Below are 19,702 nucleotides of genomic sequence, written 5' to 3' on the forward strand. Positions count from 1 at the left end.
GGTGGTGGCTACGCAACAGGGTCCCGATCGCCCCGGCATCGACGACCCTGGTCGCGGGCGGCGCATCGCCATCGACGTGGGCAGTGTTCGCATCGGCGTCGCGTCCAGCGACCCCGACGGCATCCTCGCGACACCGGTGGAAACGGTTCCACGCTCGAAGGAGCGTGGGCCCGACGCGCCGGATATCCGGCGCATTATCGCCATCGTGTCCGAATACGAGGCCGTTGAGGTTATCGTCGGACTGCCACAGACGCTGCGCGGTGAGCAAGGTAAGGCCGCCGGTATCGCGACTGCATTCGCCAAACGACTGCAGCGGGCCGTCGAACCGATCCCGGTGAGACTGTCCGACGAACGACTGACGACCGTCACGGCTGCGCGCAATCTCCGCGAAAGTGGAGTCAAGGCACGCGGCCAGCGACCGATGATCGATCAGGCTGCGGCGGTGGAAATCCTGCAAGGCTGGCTGGACGAGCGGAGTAGAGCTGTGAAACCAGGGGAGTCGTCGAAGGACGCTGCACTGGAGGGCGATCTGTGAACGCGCGGTGGGATGAGGGCGGCGGAAGCCGGCCCACCAGTTCGTTCGACTTCGACAACGACGAGACCATGGTCATGCGTGCACTGCCGCAGAACATCGATCCGCCGCATATGTCGCGAGCCGAGGCACGCAAGCAACGCGAAGCGCGCAACAAGCGCGCCAAGCGTGGCAAGAAGGTCGGCGTTCTCGCCCTGCTGGTGTTGGTGATCGCAGTCCTCGGTGTCGGTGCATACGGCGCTCTCTGGTACATGGATCGCAACAAGACCGCGGAGGATTTTGCCGGCCCCGGCGGCGCACCCGTGGTCATCCAGATCAACAGTGGAGAAACTGCATCGGAGATCGGTGCGACGCTCGAGGCGAAGAACGTCGTCGCGAGTTCCGCTGCTTTCTACAACGCGGCGATCGCCAATCCGTCTGAGATCCAGAAGGTGCAACCCGGCTTCTACCAGGTGCCGGTGCAGAGTAGCGCCGCGAGCGCACTCGACACCTTGGTTGCCCCGGACTCCCGAGTCGGCAGTGTTGTCATCGCCGAAGGGCGTCAGCTGCACGACAGTTCGGACGCGCAGACCGGCTCGCTCAAGAAGGGCATCTACAACCTCATTTCCGAGGCGAGTTGTGTCGGCCCGGTTTCCGCTCAGAAATGTGTCTCGACAGACGAATTGAACACTGCGGGAGCATCTTCCGATCTGGCTTCGCTCGGCGTGCCCGAATGGGCGATGTCGTCGGTCAAGAGCGTGCCGGACAAGGACCGTCAGCTCGAAGGCCTGATCGCCGCCAGCAGTTGGGATTTCGATCCCACTGCGACACCGACCGAGATCCTGCGGTCGTTGGTCGAGGGTAGCGCCTCCAAGTACGAGGCCACGGGAATTCTGACAGCCGGCAGCGGGGTCGGAATGTCTCCGTACCAGTTGTTGGTGGCAGCGTCGCTGGTCGAGCGTGAGGCGTTGCCCGCTGACATGGCCAAGGTCGCGCGGGTGATCGTCAACCGACTCGCAGTCGATCAGCCTCTGCAGTTCGACTCCACGGTCAACTACTCACTCGACACCACCGAGGTCGCAACCACGGATGCCGACCGTGAGCGCGTCACGCCGTGGAACACGTACGCAATGCCGGGTCTGCCTGCAACGCCCATCGCTTCGCCGAGCATCGACGCGCTGAAGGCCGTGGAATCGCCGGCGGCCGGTGACTGGTTGTACTTCGTCACGATCAACAAGGAAGGCCAGACGCTCTTCACCAAGAGCTACGAGGAGCATTTGGCCAACATCGAACTGGCACAGCAAAGTGGGATTCTCGACAGTGGACGGTAGTACCGCGACTTCGCTCGCGACGCCACGTAAGGCGGCAGTTCTCGGAAGCCCGATCGCTCACTCGAAGTCCCCGTTGCTGCATCTTGCGGCGTACGCGGCTTTGGGGCTGAGCGATTGGACCTACGAGCGGATCGAATGCACCGGCGAGCAGTTGCCTGCCCTCGTCGACTCACTCGGCCCCGAATGGATCGGCCTCTCGGTGACGATGCCGGGCAAGATCGCAGCACTCGAATATGCCACCGAACGCACACCGCGAGCGGTGACCATCGGCTCGGCCAACACCCTGGTTCGCATCGACGGCGGTTGGCGTGCCGACTGCACGGACGTCGACGGAGTCAGCGGTGCGTTGATCGCCGGCGGTGTCGGCGATCTCAGCGGCACTTCGGCGGTAGTTGTCGGCGCGGGCGGCACCGCGCGGCCGGCATTGGTCGCGTTGGCCGACATGGGAGTTCGGACGGTCACCGTGGTCGCGCGTGATCCGGGGCGCGCATCCGGTGCCATCGAATGCGGCGGCGCGGTCGGGTTGGACATTGATCTGGTCGCCTTCGACGACGCACGGCTAGGCGGGATCTGCGCCGAATCCTCGGTCTTGGTCAGTACCGTTCCCGCGGAAGCGGCAGCGCCCTTTGCCCAGCAATTGGGGAAGGCGCGATTTGTCCTCGACGCGATCTACAACCCCTGGCCGACGCCACTTGCTTTGGTTGTCGAGGCGGCCGGTGGCACGGTGATCGGTGGCCTCGAGATGTTGCTCAATCAGGCCTTCGGGCAGGTAGAGCAGTTCACGGGCAAGCCCGCTCCGCGAGAGGCGATGGCAGCCGCTATCGCTTAGGTCTGTTCACAGTGTCGAGGTAGTCCACAAGACGATTCGTAGTCTGCCGCTGGTGAACGGCAGACGCCAAGCTCGAAACCATGTGGATGTTGGTGGTCTTGGCAGGCGCTGGGGTAATCGCTGGTTTCGGTGCTCGGGCGATCGTCGACAATTGGTTGCGGCGACACGGTTATCGACCAGTCGTGACTTTCTGTTGTGTGCCGCAGTGCGCCGTCGCAACAGGCTGGGTTGTCGTCGGTGCGCTGAATACCTCGGTGGTGCAGTTACTTTCCGGTCTCGCCGTGGTGTGGTGGTGCGTCGCGATCTCGACTGTCGACCTGGCTGTGCGTCGGCTGCCCAACAGTTTCACGCTGCCGGGCTACGCCGTCGTGATGGTCTACGCGACGGTGTCGGGAACGGTGTGGGTGGCGGTGGTGGGGTCGGCACTGCTCGCCGGAATCCACCTCCTGGCGCACGTGATGTCGCCTGGTTCCATGGGCGTCGGCGATGTGAAGCTCTCGCTTCCTCTGGGCGCCGTGACCGGATTGGTGGGAGCGGACGCCTGGCTGTGGTCGTTGGTGTCTGCGTCGGTGCTCACCGCAACGCTGGGCACCGCGCTGGAACTGCGTAGACGAGGGCCGGTAGCCCACAATTCGCCCATTGCGCACGGACCCTCGATGTGCCTGGCAGCCTGCGGTTCGATTGCGTTTGCCTGGCTGACGTGACGAGTGCAACATCCGCGAGAAGTCTGGCGTTATTGACCGTTCAACGACGGACGGTGAACTGCAGGAAAGACGTAACCGTCGGTTTCATAAATGCGGGTATTGCCAGCGCGCGGTCCCAGTATGCGGCGAGTCGGACTTGCCGAATGTCCACACCCTGACGTTCACTGAGGTTTCGGAAATGGGACAAAACGAATCTCGTTTCGCACTCGATTATCGGGGGAACCTATGCGCACAAGGCTTTTCGTCGCTGCGGCAGCCTGTTTGGCGGCTGTGGCTGCAGGAGCGGGCGTCGCCGGCGCCGCGCCTGCACCTTCATCGGTGGCACTGGGCGGGGGCTCAGGAATCCTGCTGCCGGACGTGGATCACTCCGATCCTGACCGAGTTGCAGCATGCACGTTGACCGCGGTCGGCTACGACAACGCCGGTTCTCTCGTGGCACTCACCGCCGGACACTGCGGAGTTGTCGGGGACCGGGTGTTCGCCGAGTACCTGCCCGAGGCCGGACCCATCGGTCGGTTCTCTTACTCGAGCCCGGTCTCGGACATCGCCGTGATCGATCTCGACGACGCCAAGGTAGCTCCGCTGCGTACCGTCGGCGGCACGACGATCAACGGAATCGGCGCCCCGCCGGCACCGGGCACGATCGTGTGCAAGGAAGGCCGTTCGACCGGCAACACGTGCGGTATCACCTGGGGCTACGACTCCGTCTACGGTGAGATCGTCGAGCACACGTGCTCGATTCCCGGTGATTCCGGTGGACCGCTCGTCGTCGGTGACCGCCTGGTGGGCTTGATCAGCAACGGCTACCCGCCGTACTGCTTCGAGCCGCTTCCGCCGCCGTTCCACGCTCCCGACAACTCGGCGGACATCAACATCGGTTTGGCTGACATCAACGCAAACGGTGGAGGATTCCGCCTGTTCTAGACCCACAGGTACCTCTGAGATGGCCCACACGCCTCGTGCGTGTGGGCCATCTGTGTTCACCGGGAGGACCACTGTGACAACTGAGGTCTGCGACGTGGAAAGATGGTCGGCGTGCTGCGTTGGATAACTGCCGGAGAATCCCATGGTCCCGCCCTCGTCGCGATGCTCGAGGGCATGGTCGCGGGGGTCGAAGTGACCTCTGAGGCCATCTCGTCCGAACTTGCCCGTCGTCGACTCGGTTACGGCCGTGGCGCACGGATGAAGTTCGAGGCCGACAAGGTCACCATCATCGGCGGTGTCCGCCACGGATTTACGCTCGGTGGCCCCGTGGCAATCGAGATCGGCAACACCGAGTGGCCCAAGTGGGAAACCATCATGTCCGCCGACCCGGTCGACCCGGACCTGCTCGCCGATCAGGCTCGCAATGCCCCGTTGACGCGCCCGCGTCCCGGACACGCCGATTACAGCGGCATGCTCAAGTACGGCTTCAACGACGCGCGTCCCGTCCTCGAGCGTGCCAGCGCTCGCGAGACCGCGGCCCGCGTAGCCGCTGGAACCGTCGCACGGTCCTTCCTGCGTCAGGTATTCGGTGCCGAGGTCGTTTCACACGTTATTTCCATCGGTGCTTCCGAGCCGTACGTCGGCCCCGTGCCGGCGGGCAAGGATCTCGACGCGATCGATGCGAGCCCGGTCCGCGCATTCGACAAGGCTGCAGAAGAGTCGATGATCGCCGAAATCGAATCGGCGAAGAAGGACGGCGACACCCTCGGTGGCGTCGTGGAGGTCGTCATCCACGGCCTGCCGGTCGGACTCGGCACTTTCGTCAGCGGCGCCGAGCGTCTCGATTCACGACTTGCTGCTGCTCTCATGGGAATTCAGGCCATCAAGGGTGTCGAGGTCGGCGACGGCTTCGAGACCGCGCGCCGTCGTGGCAGCGAAGCTCACGACGAGATCCGTCCGGGCCCGGACGGCATCGTGCGCTCCACGAACCGCGCAGGCGGAATCGAAGGTGGCATGACCAATGGTGAGGCTCTTCGAGTTCGCGCCGCGATGAAGCCGATCTCGACGGTTCCGCGCGCTCTGGCGACGGTCGACATGGAGAGCGGCGAGGAAGCGGTTGCCATCCACCAGCGCAGCGACGTGTGCGCGGTTCCGGCCGCCGGCGTCGTCGCCGAGTCGATGGTCGCGCTCGTCGTGGCTCAGGCCGCACTCGAAAAGTTCGGTGGTGATTCCATTGCTGAAACCACTGCCAACTACCGTCGTTACGCCGAGGGCATCGCAGCCCGACCGCCTCGATAGGACTCACGTATCGATGAAGCCGAAGGCTGTACTCATCGGTCCGCCCGGTGCCGGCAAATCGACCATCGGTCGACGTCTCGCGCAGGCACTCGAACTCGAGTTGGTCGATACCGACGCCGAGATCGAACGGACCACGGGTAGGACGATCCCGGAGATCTTCACCCATGACGGAGAGCCTCGGTTTCGTGAAATCGAGGAATCGGTGGTTCGCGAAGCGTTGCAGGCCACTGACGGAATCGTCTCGCTCGGCGGTGGTGCGATCCTCTCCGATCGCACGCGCGAACTGCTCCAGGGGCACACGGTCATCTACCTCGAGATCAGTGTCGCCGAAGGGCTTCGCCGCACGGGGGCGAACAATCATCGCCCGCTGCTGGCCGGCGGAGATCCCAAGGTCAAGTACCAGGAGTTGATGAGGCGTCGTCGTCCGCTGTACCGGCGTTCGGCCACGATTCGGATTCGGACCGACGGCCGAAGTCCGGCGCGTGTCGTCGGGCAACTGGTGTCGAAACTTCAAGACAAATGAACAACCGGAGCGGAGTAGTGGAGCAGTGACCGAACCCGTACGTGTAGAGGTGAAGACCGCAAGTCCTTACCCGGTCGTGATCGGCCGCGGCCTGCTCGGTGATCTCGTTGCCGAGTTCGACGGCGCGCGCACTGTCGCGATCTTCCATCAGCCGCCGCTGGCAGAGACCGCGGAGGCTGTACGGGCTGCATTGGCGGAGAAGGGAATCGACGCTCACCGCATCGAAATCCCCGACGCCGAGGACGGTAAGGATCTTGCCGTCGCGGGCTTCTGCTGGGACGTGCTCGGCCGGATCGGCCTGACTCGCAGCGATGCGATCATGAGTTTGGGCGGGGGAGCGGCGACCGACCTCACCGGCTTCGTCGCGGCTACGTGGATGCGCGGTGTCAAGGTAGTTCACGTCCCCACCACCTTGCTCGCGATGGTCGATGCAGCAGTGGGCGGCAAGACCGGTATCAACACCGAAGCGGGCAAGAACCTCGTCGGTTCGTTCCACGAACCCGGAGCGGTATTCATCGATCTCGCGACGCTCGAGACTGTGCCGCACAACGAGATCGTTGCCGGCATGGCCGAGGTCATCAAGACCGGATTCATCGCCGATCCGGTGATCCTGGATCTCATCGAAGCCGATCCCAAGGCAGCTCTCGATCCGTCGGGAACTGTTCTGCCCGAGTTGATTCGGCGCTCCGTAGAGGTCAAGGCCAAGGTCGTGGCCGCGGATCTGCGCGAGTCGGATCTGCGCGAAATCCTCAACTACGGCCACACCCTCGGCCACGCGATCGAACGTCGTGAGCGCTACAAGTGGCGCCACGGTGCCGCTGTCTCCGTCGGCCTGGTCTTCGCTGCCGAACTCGGACGGCTCGCGGGCCGACTCGACGACGCCACCGCGGATCGTCACAAGTCGATCCTCGATCTCGTCGGGCTGCCGACGTCGTACGACGGTGATGCGTTCGGCGATCTGATGAAGGGAATGCAGACCGACAAGAAGAACCGTGCCGGGCTGCTGCGTTTCGTGGTCCTCGACGGACTGGCCAAGCCGGGTCGCCTCGAGGGGCCGGATCCGAGTCTGCTGGTTGCGGCGTACTCCGCGATTGCCCGCGATGCGCGGCCGGCCGGCGGAACGGTCCTGCTGTGAGGATCAACGTCGTCAACGGACCCAATCTGGGGCGTCTGGGTAAGCGTCAGCCCGAGGTCTACGGCGCGACCACACACGACGATCTGATCGAATTGTGCGTCGCGGCAGGCAAGGAGCTCGGCGTCGAGGTGATCGTCCGTCAGAGCGATCACGAAGGCGATCTGCTCGGTTGGATCCACGACGCGGCGGACGCGGGGGAACCGGTGATCCTCAATGCCGGTGGCTTGACGCACACGTCGGTGGTCCTGCGAGATGCATGCGCCGAACTGACCGCAGGTCTCGTCGAGGTCCACATCTCGAACGTTCATGCGCGAGAAGAGTTTCGGCACCACTCCTACCTGAGTCCGATTGCGACCGGAGTGATCGTCGGACTCGGCGTCGCCGCGTATCCGCTTGCGATCAGGTTCCTCGCCGAGCGAGGCTGAACGAGGGAAGTCGAAAAAACAGCCACACGAATGCGGCCCCGAGGAAAATATCCTCGGGGCCGCATTCGGTTGTGTGGACGGCGGGCGTTACTGCTCGCGCTTGCCCAGATCGATCGCCGGGAAGACCGCGGTATCGGCGTCGGATTCCTCGACGGACATGGCGGCTCCGCTGTATGCGTGCTGCTCGGTGGGGGAGTCATAGCCCTCGCTGACGGGCACCGGTTCGTGGTGACGCTCATGGGACGGGGTCTGCGGAGCTGTTCCGTTCTTGCGCTGTTCACGGCTGACGAAGAAGCGTCCGACAGTGATGGCGATCATGGCGGGGACGAAGATGAGAAGGATCGTGAACGCCGCACCGGAGGTCACCTCGAAGAACAAGCCCTGCTGGGTCAGTTCGAGGGAGGGGACGAGGCTGAGTGCCCAGCTGGCAGCGCCGGCGACGAACCCGCCGACCAATGCGGCCTTGAGCCACAGCATGGTCAGATCGGCGCCGTCCTCGGGTTCGGGGAAGTTCCGGCGGTCACGAATGCCGTCGATACCACCCCAGATCGCGGCGAAGACGATGACGATCAACAGGGACAGCCAGCGCAGGGTGGACCCCTGAAGTGGCCACTGTGCGATCGCTGCACCGAGCAACGCACGAAACACAACATGTATCAGGGCCATGCCGAGGCCACGTACCAACCACGCATTCATGGGTACAGCCTAACTAGAACCCATTACACCTTGTGGCCTAACCCACACTTATTGCTGTAACCGCGAGTTTCGAGTTGATCGGCAGGTCTGCGCGGGCGGTAGGTTCGAGGGATGCCGGTCGACTTCAGAACACGCCGTGAATCCCTCAGACGCCTCCTCTCGGAGCGCGAACTCGACGCGATTCTCGTCACAGATCTCCTCAACATCAGATACCTCACCGGTTTCACCGGTTCCAATGCGGCGCTCGTCGTCAGTGCATCCGATTCAGCGTCCGACGAGCGTGAGACGGTGATCTGCACCGACGGCCGCTACGTGACGCAGGTGTCAGAGCAGGTGCCGGACCTTCGGGCCGAAATCGCCCGTTCGAGTGCTGCGCACTTGATCGAGAAGTCCACGGCGCCCGTTCTCGCGTTCGAGTCACATGTGGCGACGTTCGCCGAACATCGGGCTTGGACCGAAGCAGCGCCGAAGATCCGGTTCGAACCGGTGAGCGGACTCGTCGAACAGTTGCGCATGGTCAAGGACGAGTACGAGGTGGAGTTGTTGCGAGCCGCGTGCACCGCAGCCGATGTCGCGTTGGCGCAGTTGATCGCTCGCGGCGGTCTGCGACCTGGCCGAACGGAACGAGAGGTCGGCCGCGAGCTGGAAAATCTGATGCTCGACAACGGGGCGGACGGTATTTCCTTCGAGACGATCGTGGCGGCCGGCGCCAACTCGGCGATTCCGCATCACCGACCGACCGACGCGATCCTGGCGTCGGGTGACTTCGTCAAACTCGACTTCGGAGCCCAGGTCGGTGGGTACCACTCGGACATGACACGGACCTACGTGCTCGAGTCCGTTTCCGATTGGCAACGGGAGATCTACGAGCTCGTCGCGCGTTCGCAAGCTGCCGGTTGCGACGCGCTCGCGCCGGGTGTCGAATGTGCGGCAGTCGACGCCGTCGCCCGTGCGGTGATCGACGATGCAGGCTACGGCGAGTTGTTCCTGCACGGCCTCGGCCACGGTGTGGGGCTCGAAATCCACGAAGCACCGGGGATCGGCAAGCTCGGCACCGGTACACTTCTTTCCGGCGCGGCGGTGACCGTCGAGCCGGGCGTGTACTTCTCCGGGCGCGGAGGTGTACGGATCGAGGACACGCTCGTTGTTCGTGAGCAGGGGCCAGAGCTGCTCACACTGACCGCAAAAGACCTTACCGTCGTCTGAGACGGTTTCCCGACCCCTAGGAGACGCGAAGCAAGTGGCTTCCACCAGTGATTTCAAGAATGGTCTGGTTCTGCAGATCGAAGGCCAGCTGTGGACGATCATCGAGTTCCAGCACGTCAAGCCCGGCAAGGGCCCTGCCTTCGTGCGCACCAAGCTCAAGAACGTGCTCTCGGGCAAGGTAGTGGACAAGACGTTCAACGCCGGTGTGAAGGTCGAGACCGCCACGGTCGACCGTCGTGACATGACGTACCTGTACCACGACGGCAGCGACTACATCTTCATGGACGGCGACACCTACGACCAGGTGTCGATCAGCGAATCCACCGTCGGCGACCAGTCGCGTTTCCTGCTCGAGAACATGGCAGTCCAGGTCGCGACCCACGAAGACGTTCCCCTCTTCGTCGAGCTTCCGGTCACCGTCGAGCTCGTCGTCAAGCACACCGATCCGGGCCTGCAGGGCGACCGCTCCACCGGCGGCACCAAGCCTGCGACCCTCGAGACCGGTGCCGAGATCAACGTCCCGCTCTTCATCAACACCGGTGACAAGCTCAAGGTCGATTCTCGTGACGGCAACTACCTCGGGCGTGTGAATTCCTGAGTGTCCGGCACACATAAGAAACTCGGTGCACGCCACAAGGCGCGCAAGCGTGCCGTCGACTTCCTCTTCGAAGCCGAGGCACGTGACCTCGATCCGGTCGCACTGGCGTCGGAGCGTTCCGATCTGTCCGTCAAGGACGACGCGGTAGCACCCGTCGCGGCCTACACCGTCACGTTGGTGTCCGGCGTTGCGGAGAATCTGGACCGGATCGATCAGGTCATCTCCTCGCATCTGCAGGACTGGACGCTCGAGCGTCTGCCCGCCGTCGACCGTGCGATTCTGCGTATCGCCGTGTGGGAGCTCTTCCACGCGACGGACGTTCCGCCGGTTGTCGCCGTGGACGAGGCCGTCGAACTCGCGAAGCAGCTCTCGACGGACGACTCTCCGGGATTCGTCAACGGAATCCTCGGCCAGGTCGTTCTCGTTGCGCCGCAGGTTCGATCGGCTGCGGCCGCGACCTCCCAGCGCGCGCAGGAATCGGATTCGGGTACCGAGTAGCAAGTTTTGTTCCACCACCGCCGTGCGAGTGTCACCGAGCGCGTTGTGTGTCTGCACACAACCGGTCGGAGTCGCTGCTCGCACGGCGGGATCAGGTCTGTCGGCTGATAGGGTGGGGACCGTCAGACATCCTTTAACGATCCGTCCAGTGAGGCGGAGAAGGAGGTCGCTGCATGAGCGTGCCCGAAGGGTCTCGCCCATCCGATCTTGCAGGTCCAGGTAACTCGAAGGCGCCGGTCGGTGCCGAGGCAGGTAGCGAAACCCGCGAATTGTTGTCCGCCCAGGATGTGGGCCGGACCATCGCGCGGATCGCTCACGAGATCATCGAGAAGACCGCACTCGACGGACCCGAGGGAACTGCCCCTCGTGTGGTCCTGATCGGTATCCCGACGCGTGGAACCACCCTCGCCACGCGACTGCGCGCCAAGATCGAAGAATTCTCCGGTGTGCGTCTTCCCATCGGATCTCTCGACATCACCCTCTACCGCGACGATCTCCGGAACAAGCCGCACCGCCCGCTCGAGCGCACGTCCGTCCCCGAGGGTGGCGTCGACAATGCGCTGGTCGTTCTCGTGGACGACGTCCTCTTCTCCGGTCGCACCGTGCGCTCGGCACTCGACGCGTTGCGCGATCTGGGCCGCCCCCGCGCGGTCCAACTCGCAGTGCTCGTGGATCGTGGTCACCGCGAACTCCCGCTGCGCGCCGACTACGTCGGCAAGAACGTCCCGACCGCGAGGTCCGAGGACGTCAAGGTTCTCCTCCAGGAGCACGACGGCAGGGAAGCGGTAGTCATCTCCGGGGGTAAGAGCGCGTGAAGCACTTACTTTCCATCGCGGACCTCGATCGTGAGTCCGCGGTAGAACTTCTCGACGAGGCAGAACGGTTCGAGCAGGCACTTCTGGGACGAGAGGTACGCAAGCTCCCGACGCTGCGCGGACGCACGGTCATGACGGTGTTCTTCGAGAACTCGACGCGCACCCGGGTGTCTTTCGAGGTGGCAGGCAAATGGATGAGTGCCGACGTCATCAATGTCAGCGCATCCAGTTCCTCGGTGTCCAAAGGTGAATCCCTGCGCGATACCGCGATGACCCTGCGCGCGGCCGGTGCCGACGCACTCATCGTGCGCCACCCGGCTTCGGGCGCCGCCCACCAGATCGCAAAGTGGACCGGAGCGGCCGACGACGGTGGCCCGGCAGTCATCAACGCAGGTGACGGCACGCACGAGCACCCCACTCAGGCGCTTCTCGACGCTTTGACCCTTCGCCAGCGTCTCGGCGACATCGAGGGCAAGCGGATCGCCATCGTCGGCGACATCCTGCACAGCCGTGTCGCCCGCTCCAACGCACTGCTGCTCTCGATGCTCGGTGCCGAGGTTGTTCTTGTTGCGCCGCCGACACTGCTGCCGGTCGGTGCGCACACGTGGCCGGTCACGGTTTCGCATTCGCTCGACGCGGAACTGCCCGGACTCGACGCGGTGCTGATGCTGCGGGTTCAGGCCGAACGCATGAACGGTGGCTTCTTCCCGTCGCAGCGCGAGTACTCGATCAACTACGGCCTGTCCGAGAAGCGGCTGGCGATGCTGGCCGATCACGCGGTGGTCCTGCACCCCGGCCCGATGCTGCGCGGCATGGAGATTGCATCCGCCGTTGCCGATTCCTCCAAAACTGCTGTACTGCAACAGGTTACCAACGGCGTACACATGCGCATGGCTGTCTTGTTCCGACTGCTGGTCGGGTCGGAGGACGGTGCGCTGTGACCAGAAACGAGAACGGAGAATCACCCGTGAGTGTCCTGCTCCGCGGAGTCCTGATCTACGGAGAAGGTGAGCCCACCGACGTACTCGTCGGCGACGGCACGATCCTCGAGATCGGCGTGGACCTCGATCCGGCCACGGCATCCGAGGTGATCGATGCCGGCGGGCAGATCCTGCTTCCCGGCTTCGTGGACCTGCACACACATCTGCGTGAGCCCGGCCGCGAAGACACCGAGACCATCGAAACCGGAAGCTCGGCAGCGGCTCTGGGTGGATACACCGCGGTCTTCGCGATGGCCAACACGAGTCCCGTCGCCGATTCGGTGGTCATCACCGATCACGTCTGGCGACGCGGGCAGGAAGTCGGCCTCGTCGACGTCCACCCCGTCGGCGCAGTCACAGCAGGCCTGGAAGGCAAGCAACTCGCCGAGATGGCGACCATGGCCGCAGGCGTCGGCAAGGTCAAGATGTTCTCCGACGACGGCCACTGCGTCTACGACCCACTGATCATGCGTCGCGCGCTCGAATACTCCAGCTCACTGGGCGTCCTGATCGCCCAGCACGCGGAAGAGCCGCGCTTGACCGTCGGTGCGGTCGCCCACGAGGGCCCCACGGCCGCGCGTCTCGGCCTGGCCGGATGGCCGCGCGCAGCCGAAGAATCGATCGTGGCCCGCGACGCACTGCTCGCGCGTGACGCCGGCGCCCGCGTTCACATCTGCCACGCCTCCACCGCCGGAACCGTCGAACTCGTGAAGTGGGCTCGCAGCCAAGGGATTTCGATCACCGCCGAGGTCACCCCGCATCACCTGCTCCTCGACGATTCACGGCTCGAAACGTACGACGCGATCAACAAGGTCAACCCGCCCTTGCGTGAGGCCAGTGATGTTGCCGCGCTGCGCAAAGGTCTGGCCGAGGGAATCATCGACTGCGTCGCGACCGACCATGCTCCGCACGCCGAGCAGGACAAGTGCTGCGAGTTCGCAGCCGCTCGCCCCGGAATGCTCGGCCTCGAGACCGCACTCTCGATCATCGTGCAGACGATGGTCCAGCCCGGCCTGCTGGACTGGCGCGGTGTTGCCCGGGTCATGAGCGAGCGCCCCGCGGCAATCGTCGGCCTCGACGATCAGGGCCGTCCCATCGAGGTGGGGGAGCCCGCGAACCTGACATTGGTCGATCCGTCGGCCGAGTGGACGGTCCACGGTCCCGACCTGGCGAGTGTCGCGCATAACACTCCGTACGAGTCGATGACATTGCCCGCTCGGGTCACGACCACACTGTTACGTGGCCGCATCACCGCACACGACGGGAATGTGCGGCTGCGGAGTAGCGAGGAGTAGCGCGTCATGGACAGAGCACTGTGGATCATCGGTCTGGCGATCTTCTGGGTCGCGATGATCGGCCTGATGTACGTCGGCTGGCGTGGACGCGCTCGACGCCAGAAAGACAAGATCGGCGAACTGCCGACGGTACCGGCAACCCTGGGTGAACTGCTCGTCCTGCCGACCACCGGCCTGTACGTCGGCAGCACCATCGCACCCAGTTGGCAGGACCGAATCGCCGTCGGCGACCTCGGTTTCCGCGCCACCTGCGAGATCAGCCGCTACAGCGGCGGAATTCTGGTCGAGCGTGACGGCGCGTCGGCCATCTGGATTCCGGAGAAGTCGATCCGCGCGATCCGCACGGAGAACGGTCTTGCCGGCAAGGTCATGAGCAAGGACGGCGTCCTGGTGATTCGCTGGGAATTGCCGAGCGGAACCGAGATCGACACGGGCGTGCGCGGTGACGACAAGACGGTTTATCCGGACTGGGTCAAGCCGGTGACTGCTTCGAACAAGACCGCTTCGAACAAGACGAATGACAACGAAGACGCAAGCTCTGGCGACATCGAGCAGAACGGAAAGAACGCATGAGCGGCTTTGACAACAGCCCCGCAGTACTGGTCCTCGAAGACGGACGGGTGTTCCGCGGAACCACCTTCGGTGCGGTTGGACAGACCCTGGGCGAAGCGGTGTTCAGCACCGGAATGACCGGCTACCAGGAAACGCTCACCGATCCCAGCTACCACCGCCAGATCGTCGTCTCCACCGCACCGCAGATCGGCAACACCGGCTGGAACGACGAAGACGACGAGTCGGTCGGACCGACCGGCGAGCGTGCCGGCGCGAAGATCTGGGTTGCCGGGTACGTCGTTCGTGACCCCTCGCGCGTCACCTCGAGCTGGCGTGCAACTGGTTCGCTGCAGGCCAAGCTCGAAGAGCAGGGCATCGTCGGAATCGCCGGGATCGACACTCGTGCCCTGGTTCGCCACCTGCGTACTCGCGGTTCGATGAAGGCCGGAATTTTTTCCGGTGAAGCCATCGCCGCCGATGACGAACTGGTCCGACGGGTTCAGGATCAGCCGACCATGCTCGGCGCCGATCTTGCCGGTGAGGTCAGCACCACCAGCGGCTACGTCGTCGAGCCGAAGGGCGGGGAGGCGCTGTACACGGTTGCCGCCATCGACCTCGGTATCAAGACCAACACCCCGCGCATGTTCGCCGAGCGCGGTATTCGCGTCCACGTGTTGCCGTCCAACGCGAGTCTCGAACAGATCCTCGACCTGAAGGCCGACGGAGTGTTCCTCTCCAACGGTCCCGGTGACCCAGCCACCGCCGACGGCGCAGTCCACCTCACGAAAGAGGTCATCGGACAGGGCTTGCCACTGTTCGGTATCTGCTTCGGTAACCAGATCCTGGGCCGCGCCCTGGGCCTGAGCACCTACAAGATGAAGTTCGGCCACCGCGGAATCAACATCCCGGTGATCGAGCATCAGACCGGTCGCATCGCGATCACCGCTCAGAACCACGGCTTCGCGCTCGAAGGCGAAGCCGGTCAGGAATTCGACACCCCGTTCGGCCGCGCGGTGGTCAGCCACACCTGCGCCAACGACGGAGCCGTCGAAGGTGTTCGCCTGCTGGACGATTCGGCCTTCTCGGTGCAGTACCACCCCGAGGCGGCAGCCGGCCCGCACGACGCCGCGTACCTCTTCGACCGCTTCACCAGCCTGCTCTCCGCACGGAAAGAAACCGGAGTCAAGAACTAATGCCACGCCGTACAGATCTCAAGCACATCCTGGTAATCGGCTCCGGTCCGATCGTCATCGGTCAGGCCTGCGAGTTCGACTACTCGGGCACCCAGGCCTGCCGCGTCCTCCAGGAGGAGGGCCTGCGCGTCAGCCTGGTCAACTCCAACCCGGCCACCATCATGACGGACCCCGAGTTCGCCGACGCCACGTACGTCGAGCCGATCACGGCCGAGTTCCTCGAGAAGGTCATCGCCAAGGAAGCCTTGCAGGGCAACAAGATCGACGCCGTCCTCGCGACGCTCGGCGGTCAGACTGCGCTCAACGCCGCAGTGGCGCTGCACGAGCAGGGCATCCTCGAGAAGTACGACGTCGAACTGATCGGCGCAGACTTCGACGCCATCCAGCGCGGCGAGGATCGCCAGAAGTTCAAGGACATCGTCGCCAAGGTCGGTGGCGAATCCGCGAAGTCCGCAGTTTGCTACACGATGGACGAAGTACACGCCACGGTCGCCGAACTCGGTTACCCGGTTGTCGTGCGTCCGTCCTTCACCATGGGCGGCCTCGGTTCCGGCATGGCGTACGACGTCGACGATCTCAACCGCATCGCCGGTGGCGGTCTGGCCGCGTCGCCGACGGCGAACGTCCTGATCGAGGAATCCATCCTCGGTTGGAAGGAATACGAACTCGAGCTCATGCGTGACAGTCGCGACAACGTCGTGATCGTCTGCTCCATCGAGAACGTCGACCCGGTCGGTGTCCACACCGGAGACTCGGTCACCGTCGCCCCGGCGATGACGCTGACCGACCGCGAGTACCAGGCGATGCGCGACCTTTCCATCGACATTCTGCGAGAGGTGGGCGTCGACACCGGCGGCTGCAACATCCAGTTCGCGATGGACCCGAAGGACGGCCGCCTGGTCGTCATCGAGATGAACCCGCGTGTCTCCCGCTCGTCGGCTCTGGCGTCGAAGGCGACCGGTTACCCGATCGCGAAGATGGCGGCCAAGCTTGCCATCGGCTACACGCTCGACGAGATCGTCAACGACATCACCAAGGAAACCCCGGCTTGCTTCGAGCCGACACTCGACTACGTCGTCGTCAAGGCTCCGCGGTTCGCTTTCGAGAAGTTCCCCGGTGCCGACGGAACTCTGACCACCACGATGAAGTCGGTGGGCGAGGCCATGAGCATCGGCCGCAACTTCACCGAGGCTTTCGGCAAGGTCATGCGTTCGCTCGAGACCAAGCGTGCGGGTTACTGGACCGGCGCCGACATCGAGACGGAGAGCCTGGATGCACTGCTCGCCGATCTGAGCGTTCCGCAGGACGGCCGCATGTACGGCATCGAGAAGGCATTCGCGCTCGGCGCAACTGTCGAGCAGCTCTTCGACGCCACCAAGATCGATCCGTGGTTCCTCGACCAGTTCCAGCAGATTCACGAGCTCGGTGAAAAGCTGCGCGCTGCAGAGTCTTTCGACGAGGCTTCCCTGCGTCAGGCCAAGTACCACGGCATCTCGGACCGCCAGATCGCGGCTCTGCGCCCCGAACTCGGTGGTGACACGCACGCAGGTGAGGACGCCGTTCGCGCTCTGCGTGATCAGCTGGGCGTGCGCCCTGTCTACAAGACCGTCGACACCTGCGCCGCAGAGTTCGAGGCCAAGACGCCGTACCACTACTCGACCTACGAGCTCGATCCCGAGGCCGAGTCCGAAGTTGCTCCGCAGACCGAGCGACCCAAGGTTCTGATCCTCGGATCCGGCCCCAACCGCATCGGTCAGGGCATCGAGTTCGACTACTCGTGTGTCCACGCGGCGCAGACGCTGTCCGAGGCCGGGTACGAGACCGTCATGGTCAACTGCAACCCCGAGACCGTCTCCACGGACTACGACACCGCTGATCGCCTGTACTTCGAGCCGCTGACGTTCGAGGACGTCTTCGAGGTCTACCGCGCGGAGGCGCAGTCGGGCACCGTTGCCGGCGTCATCGTCCAGCTCGGCGGCCAGACCCCGCTCGGACTGGCGAAGCGTCTCGAAGCTGCCGGCGTCCCCATCGTGGGAACCAGCCCCGCAGCCATCGACCTGGCGGAGGACCGCGGCGAATTCGGTCGCGTACTGACCGAAGCCGGTCTGCCTGCACCGAAGTTCGGTACCGCCACCACGTTCGACGGCGCCCGCGAGATCGCGGCAGGTATCGGCTACCCGGTGCTGGTGCGTCCGTCGTACGTGCTCGGTGGTCGCGGCATGGAGATCGTCTACGACGAGGCTTCCCTCGCCGACTACATCTCGCGCGCCACGGAGATCTCCGACGATCGTCCGGTCCTGGTCGACCGCTTCCTCGAAGACGCGGTCGAGATCGACGTCGACGCTCTGTGTGACGGCACCGAGGTGTACCTCGGCGGTGTCATGGAGCACATCGAGGAAGCCGGCATTCACTCCGGTGACTCGGCGTGTGCGCTCCCGCCCATCACTCTGGGCCGGGCGGATCTCGAGAACGTCCGCCGCTCCACCGAGGCTCTCGCGAAGGGCATCGGCGTCAAGGGCCTGCTCAACGTCCAGTACGCCCTCAAGGACGACATCCTCTACGTGCTGGAAGCAAATCCCCGCGCCAGCCGCACGGTTCCGTTCGTGTCCAAGGCGACGGCCGTCCAGCTGGCCAAGGCATGCGCCCGCGTCATGCTCGGCGAATCCATCGCGGAACTGCGTGCGAGCGGCATTCTGCCGGCGAAGGGCGACGGCGGAAACACCCCGGCCGGTGCACCGATCGCGGTCAAGGAAGCTGTGTTGCCGTTCAACCGCTTCCGCCGCGCCGACGGTACCGGCGTGGATACCTTGCTCAGCCCGGAAATGAAGTCCACCGGTGAAGTCATGGGAATCGACTTCGACTTCGGTACGGCTTTTGCCAAGTCGCAGACTGCCGCCTACGGTTCGTTGCCCACCACGGGCGCGGTGTTCGTCTCGGTCGCCAACAAGGACAAGCGTTCGCTGATCTTCCCGGTCAAGCGCCTGGCAGACCTCGGATTCACCATTCTTGCCACCGAAGGAACCGCAGATGTTTTGCGGCGCAACGGTATCGAGTGCAAGCAGGTGTACAAGCAGTCGGGTGAAGATGTTCCGGCCGGTGCCGAGACCATCGTCGACCAGATCCGCAGCGGCGAGGTCGCCATGGTCATCAACACGCCGTACGGCAACAACGGCCCGCGTGTCGACGGCTACGAGATCCGAAGCGCAGCGGTTGCGTCGAACATCCCGTGCATCACGACGGTGCAGGGCGCCTCGGCTGCCGTGCAGGGCATCGAAGCAGCCATTCGCGGCGACATCGGAGTTCACTCCCTGCAGGAATTGCACGCAGGTCTTCGTCAGCCGGCACAGCAGTCGTGAGTCACAGTTGGGGGCATCGTCTCCGGTCCGCGATCGCGGACCGGGGGCGGCTGTGCGTCGGTATCGACCCGCATCCCGCGCTTCTCGACGCGTGGGGACTGCCGCGTACGGCCGAAGGTCTCGAGACTTTCGCCGAGATCTGCGTCGAGGCGTTCACCGGTGAGGTCGGACTGGTCAAACCGCAGGTTGCGTTCTTCGAGGCTTACGGCAGCGCCGGCTTCGCCGTGTTGGAGCGAACCATCTCGGTTCTTCGCGATGCGGGAACGCTGGTCGTCGCGGATGCCAAGCGCGGTGACATCGGTTCGACGATGGACGCGTACGCGCAAGCCTGGTTGGGTGATTCGCCGTTGGCCTCCGACTCGGTCACCGTTTCGCCGTACCTGGGATTCGGGGCGCTGACTCCGACACTCGAACTGGCACGGCAGAACGCCCGCGGGATCTTCGTCCTGGCACGAACCTCCAATCCGGAAGGCGGCGTACTTCAACAGTCGTCGACTGACGGTGTGAGCGTGGCTCAGTCGATCGTCGACGCTGCGGTCGATGCGAACGTCGACGGCCGTGACACCGTCGGACTGGTGGTCGGTGCAACTCGGGACCACGGTCTGGACCTGTCGCAGTTCAACGGCCCGATTCTCGCTCCGGGACTCGGCGCGCAGGGTGCGACGGCAGCGGATCTCGCAGACATCTTCGCGGGATCGACCGAGCTCCTGCTGCCGAACACTTCCCGCGGGGTGCTCAAGCATGGTCCTTCGGTATCGGCACTTCGGGAGGCAGCAATGCGTGACCGAGACGAGATCGAAGCCGCATTGGCGAACTGATCCGTGAGTGACCT

At 64.3% G+C, this 19,702-nt stretch carries 20 protein-coding genes; 19 read left to right on the forward strand and 1 reads right to left on the reverse strand.

All coding sequences use genetic code 11. The annotated features are described in order from the left end of the window. The first annotated feature begins 1 nt into the window (after position 1). The 9 genes from ruvX (at position 2) to aroQ (ending at position 7,681) form a co-directional block, all read left to right on the forward strand. On the forward strand, positions 2–535 hold the full coding sequence (gene ruvX / locus BH682_RS13970) for a Holliday junction resolvase RuvX (protein ID WP_003944838.1): 534 nt from the start codon (positions 2–4) through the stop codon (positions 533–535). After that, complete coding sequence (mltG, locus tag BH682_RS13975; RefSeq protein ID WP_075833127.1) at positions 532–1,842, forward strand: endolytic transglycosylase MltG; 1,311 nt, start codon at positions 532–534, stop codon at positions 1,840–1,842. Before ruvX ends, mltG begins: the two co-directional genes overlap by 4 nt. Beyond that, positions 1,832–2,671 (forward strand): shikimate dehydrogenase, encoded by an 840-nt coding sequence (locus tag BH682_RS13980; protein WP_007728034.1) that lies wholly within the window; start codon positions 1,832–1,834, stop codon positions 2,669–2,671. The genes mltG and BH682_RS13980 overlap by 11 nt, the downstream gene beginning before the upstream one ends. Before the next feature lie 80 nt (positions 2,672–2,751). Then, positions 2,752–3,375, forward strand: coding sequence for a prepilin peptidase (locus BH682_RS13985; RefSeq protein ID WP_065455722.1), 624 nt, complete (start codon positions 2,752–2,754; stop codon positions 3,373–3,375). Between the two features lie 225 nt (positions 3,376–3,600). Next, positions 3,601–4,299: a S1 family peptidase gene (locus BH682_RS13990; RefSeq protein ID WP_007728030.1), complete on the forward strand. Its 699-nt coding sequence runs from the start codon at positions 3,601–3,603 to the stop codon at positions 4,297–4,299. Between the two features lie 111 nt (positions 4,300–4,410). Then, a complete protein-coding gene (gene aroC, locus BH682_RS13995) occupies positions 4,411–5,598 on the forward strand; it encodes a chorismate synthase (protein ID WP_063316721.1) in 1,188 nt (395 codons plus the stop codon). A gap of 13 nt (positions 5,599–5,611) precedes the next feature. Beyond that, entirely contained in the window at positions 5,612–6,121 is a 510-nt protein-coding gene (locus BH682_RS14000) for a shikimate kinase (RefSeq protein WP_030536425.1), read from the forward strand. A 25-nt stretch (positions 6,122–6,146) separates the two neighbouring features. Continuing rightward, entirely contained in the window at positions 6,147–7,256 is a 1,110-nt protein-coding gene (aroB, locus tag BH682_RS14005) for a 3-dehydroquinate synthase (RefSeq protein WP_003944873.1), read from the forward strand. Beyond that, positions 7,253–7,681 carry a type II 3-dehydroquinate dehydratase gene (aroQ, locus tag BH682_RS14010; RefSeq protein ID WP_003944916.1) on the forward strand — a complete coding sequence of 143 codons (429 nt, stop codon included), beginning with the start codon at positions 7,253–7,255 and terminating at the stop codon, positions 7,679–7,681. The genes aroB and aroQ overlap by 4 nt, the downstream gene beginning before the upstream one ends. A gap of 87 nt (positions 7,682–7,768) precedes the next feature. Here aroQ and BH682_RS14015 read toward each other — a convergent pair whose 3' ends face one another. Continuing rightward, positions 7,769–8,377, reverse strand: coding sequence for a B-4DMT family transporter (locus tag BH682_RS14015; protein WP_019748369.1), 609 nt, complete (start codon positions 8,375–8,377; stop codon positions 7,769–7,771). Between the two features lie 111 nt (positions 8,378–8,488). On the opposite strand from BH682_RS14015, the gene BH682_RS14020 reads away from it, so the two are divergent. The 10 genes from BH682_RS14020 (at position 8,489) to pyrF (ending at position 19,688) form a co-directional block, all read left to right on the forward strand. After that, positions 8,489–9,583: a M24 family metallopeptidase gene (locus BH682_RS14020; protein ID WP_003944812.1), complete on the forward strand. Its 1,095-nt coding sequence runs from the start codon at positions 8,489–8,491 to the stop codon at positions 9,581–9,583. Between the two features lie 34 nt (positions 9,584–9,617). Further along, positions 9,618–10,181 carry an elongation factor P gene (gene efp / locus BH682_RS14025; protein WP_003944958.1) on the forward strand — a complete coding sequence of 188 codons (564 nt, stop codon included), beginning with the start codon at positions 9,618–9,620 and terminating at the stop codon, positions 10,179–10,181. Beyond that, on the forward strand, positions 10,182–10,679 hold the full coding sequence (gene nusB / locus BH682_RS14030; protein ID WP_007728014.1) for a transcription antitermination factor NusB: 498 nt from the start codon (positions 10,182–10,184) through the stop codon (positions 10,677–10,679). It abuts the gene before it with no gap. A 173-nt stretch (positions 10,680–10,852) separates the two neighbouring features. Beyond that, the gene (gene pyrR, locus BH682_RS14035) at positions 10,853–11,494 is read left to right on the forward strand and encodes a bifunctional pyr operon transcriptional regulator/uracil phosphoribosyltransferase PyrR (protein ID WP_003944977.1); all 642 of its coding nucleotides are present in this window, start codon (positions 10,853–10,855) and stop codon (positions 11,492–11,494) included. After that, positions 11,491–12,435 (forward strand): aspartate carbamoyltransferase catalytic subunit, encoded by a 945-nt coding sequence (locus BH682_RS14040; protein WP_003944883.1) that lies wholly within the window; start codon positions 11,491–11,493, stop codon positions 12,433–12,435. The genes pyrR and BH682_RS14040 overlap by 4 nt, the downstream gene beginning before the upstream one ends. A 26-nt stretch (positions 12,436–12,461) precedes the next feature. Next, entirely contained in the window at positions 12,462–13,769 is a 1,308-nt protein-coding gene (locus BH682_RS14045) for a dihydroorotase (RefSeq protein WP_003944990.1), read from the forward strand. Positions 13,770–13,775: 6 nt separating this feature from the next. Next, a complete protein-coding gene (locus BH682_RS14050; protein WP_003944773.1) occupies positions 13,776–14,342 on the forward strand; it encodes a PH-like domain-containing protein in 567 nt (188 codons plus the stop codon). Next, positions 14,339–15,514: a glutamine-hydrolyzing carbamoyl-phosphate synthase small subunit gene (gene carA / locus BH682_RS14055; protein ID WP_007728009.1), complete on the forward strand. Its 1,176-nt coding sequence runs from the start codon at positions 14,339–14,341 to the stop codon at positions 15,512–15,514. The genes BH682_RS14050 and carA overlap by 4 nt, the downstream gene beginning before the upstream one ends. Next, positions 15,514–18,870 (forward strand): carbamoyl-phosphate synthase large subunit, encoded by a 3,357-nt coding sequence (gene carB, locus BH682_RS14060; RefSeq protein ID WP_003945010.1) that lies wholly within the window; start codon positions 15,514–15,516, stop codon positions 18,868–18,870. The genes carA and carB overlap by 1 nt, the downstream gene beginning before the upstream one ends. Next, positions 18,867–19,688 carry an orotidine-5'-phosphate decarboxylase gene (pyrF, locus tag BH682_RS14065; RefSeq protein WP_064075330.1) on the forward strand — a complete coding sequence of 274 codons (822 nt, stop codon included), beginning with the start codon at positions 18,867–18,869 and terminating at the stop codon, positions 19,686–19,688. Before carB ends, pyrF begins: the two co-directional genes overlap by 4 nt. Positions 19,689–19,702 lie beyond the last annotated feature (14 nt).

Origin of the sequence: Rhodococcus sp. YL-1, from assembly GCF_001942025.1 — a bacterium.
GTDB lineage: Bacteria > Actinomycetota > Actinomycetes > Mycobacteriales > Mycobacteriaceae > Rhodococcus_F > Rhodococcus_F qingshengii.

What these genes read in the sequence shown, in the direction of transcription:
- BH682_RS13990 (WP_007728030.1), top strand. Translation starts at nt 3,601, where the DNA reads ATGCGCACAAGGCTTTTCGTCGCTGCGGCAGCCTGTTTGGCGGCTGTG.
- BH682_RS13985 (WP_065455722.1), top strand. Translation starts at nt 2,752, where the DNA reads ATGTGGATGTTGGTGGTCTTGGCAGGCGCTGGGGTAATCGCTGGTTTC.
- BH682_RS14020 (WP_003944812.1), top strand. Translation starts at nt 8,489, where the DNA reads ATGCCGGTCGACTTCAGAACACGCCGTGAATCCCTCAGACGCCTCCTC.
- BH682_RS14000 (WP_030536425.1), top strand. Translation starts at nt 5,612, where the DNA reads ATGAAGCCGAAGGCTGTACTCATCGGTCCGCCCGGTGCCGGCAAATCG.
- BH682_RS14015 (WP_019748369.1), bottom strand. Translation starts at nt 8,377, where the DNA reads ATGAATGCGTGGTTGGTACGTGGCCTCGGCATGGCCCTGATACATGTT.
- pyrR (WP_003944977.1), top strand. Translation starts at nt 10,853, where the DNA reads ATGAGCGTGCCCGAAGGGTCTCGCCCATCCGATCTTGCAGGTCCAGGT.
- carB (WP_003945010.1), top strand. Translation starts at nt 15,514, where the DNA reads ATGCCACGCCGTACAGATCTCAAGCACATCCTGGTAATCGGCTCCGGT.
- BH682_RS14050 (WP_003944773.1), top strand. Translation starts at nt 13,776, where the DNA reads ATGGACAGAGCACTGTGGATCATCGGTCTGGCGATCTTCTGGGTCGCG.
- carA (WP_007728009.1), top strand. Translation starts at nt 14,339, where the DNA reads ATGAGCGGCTTTGACAACAGCCCCGCAGTACTGGTCCTCGAAGACGGA.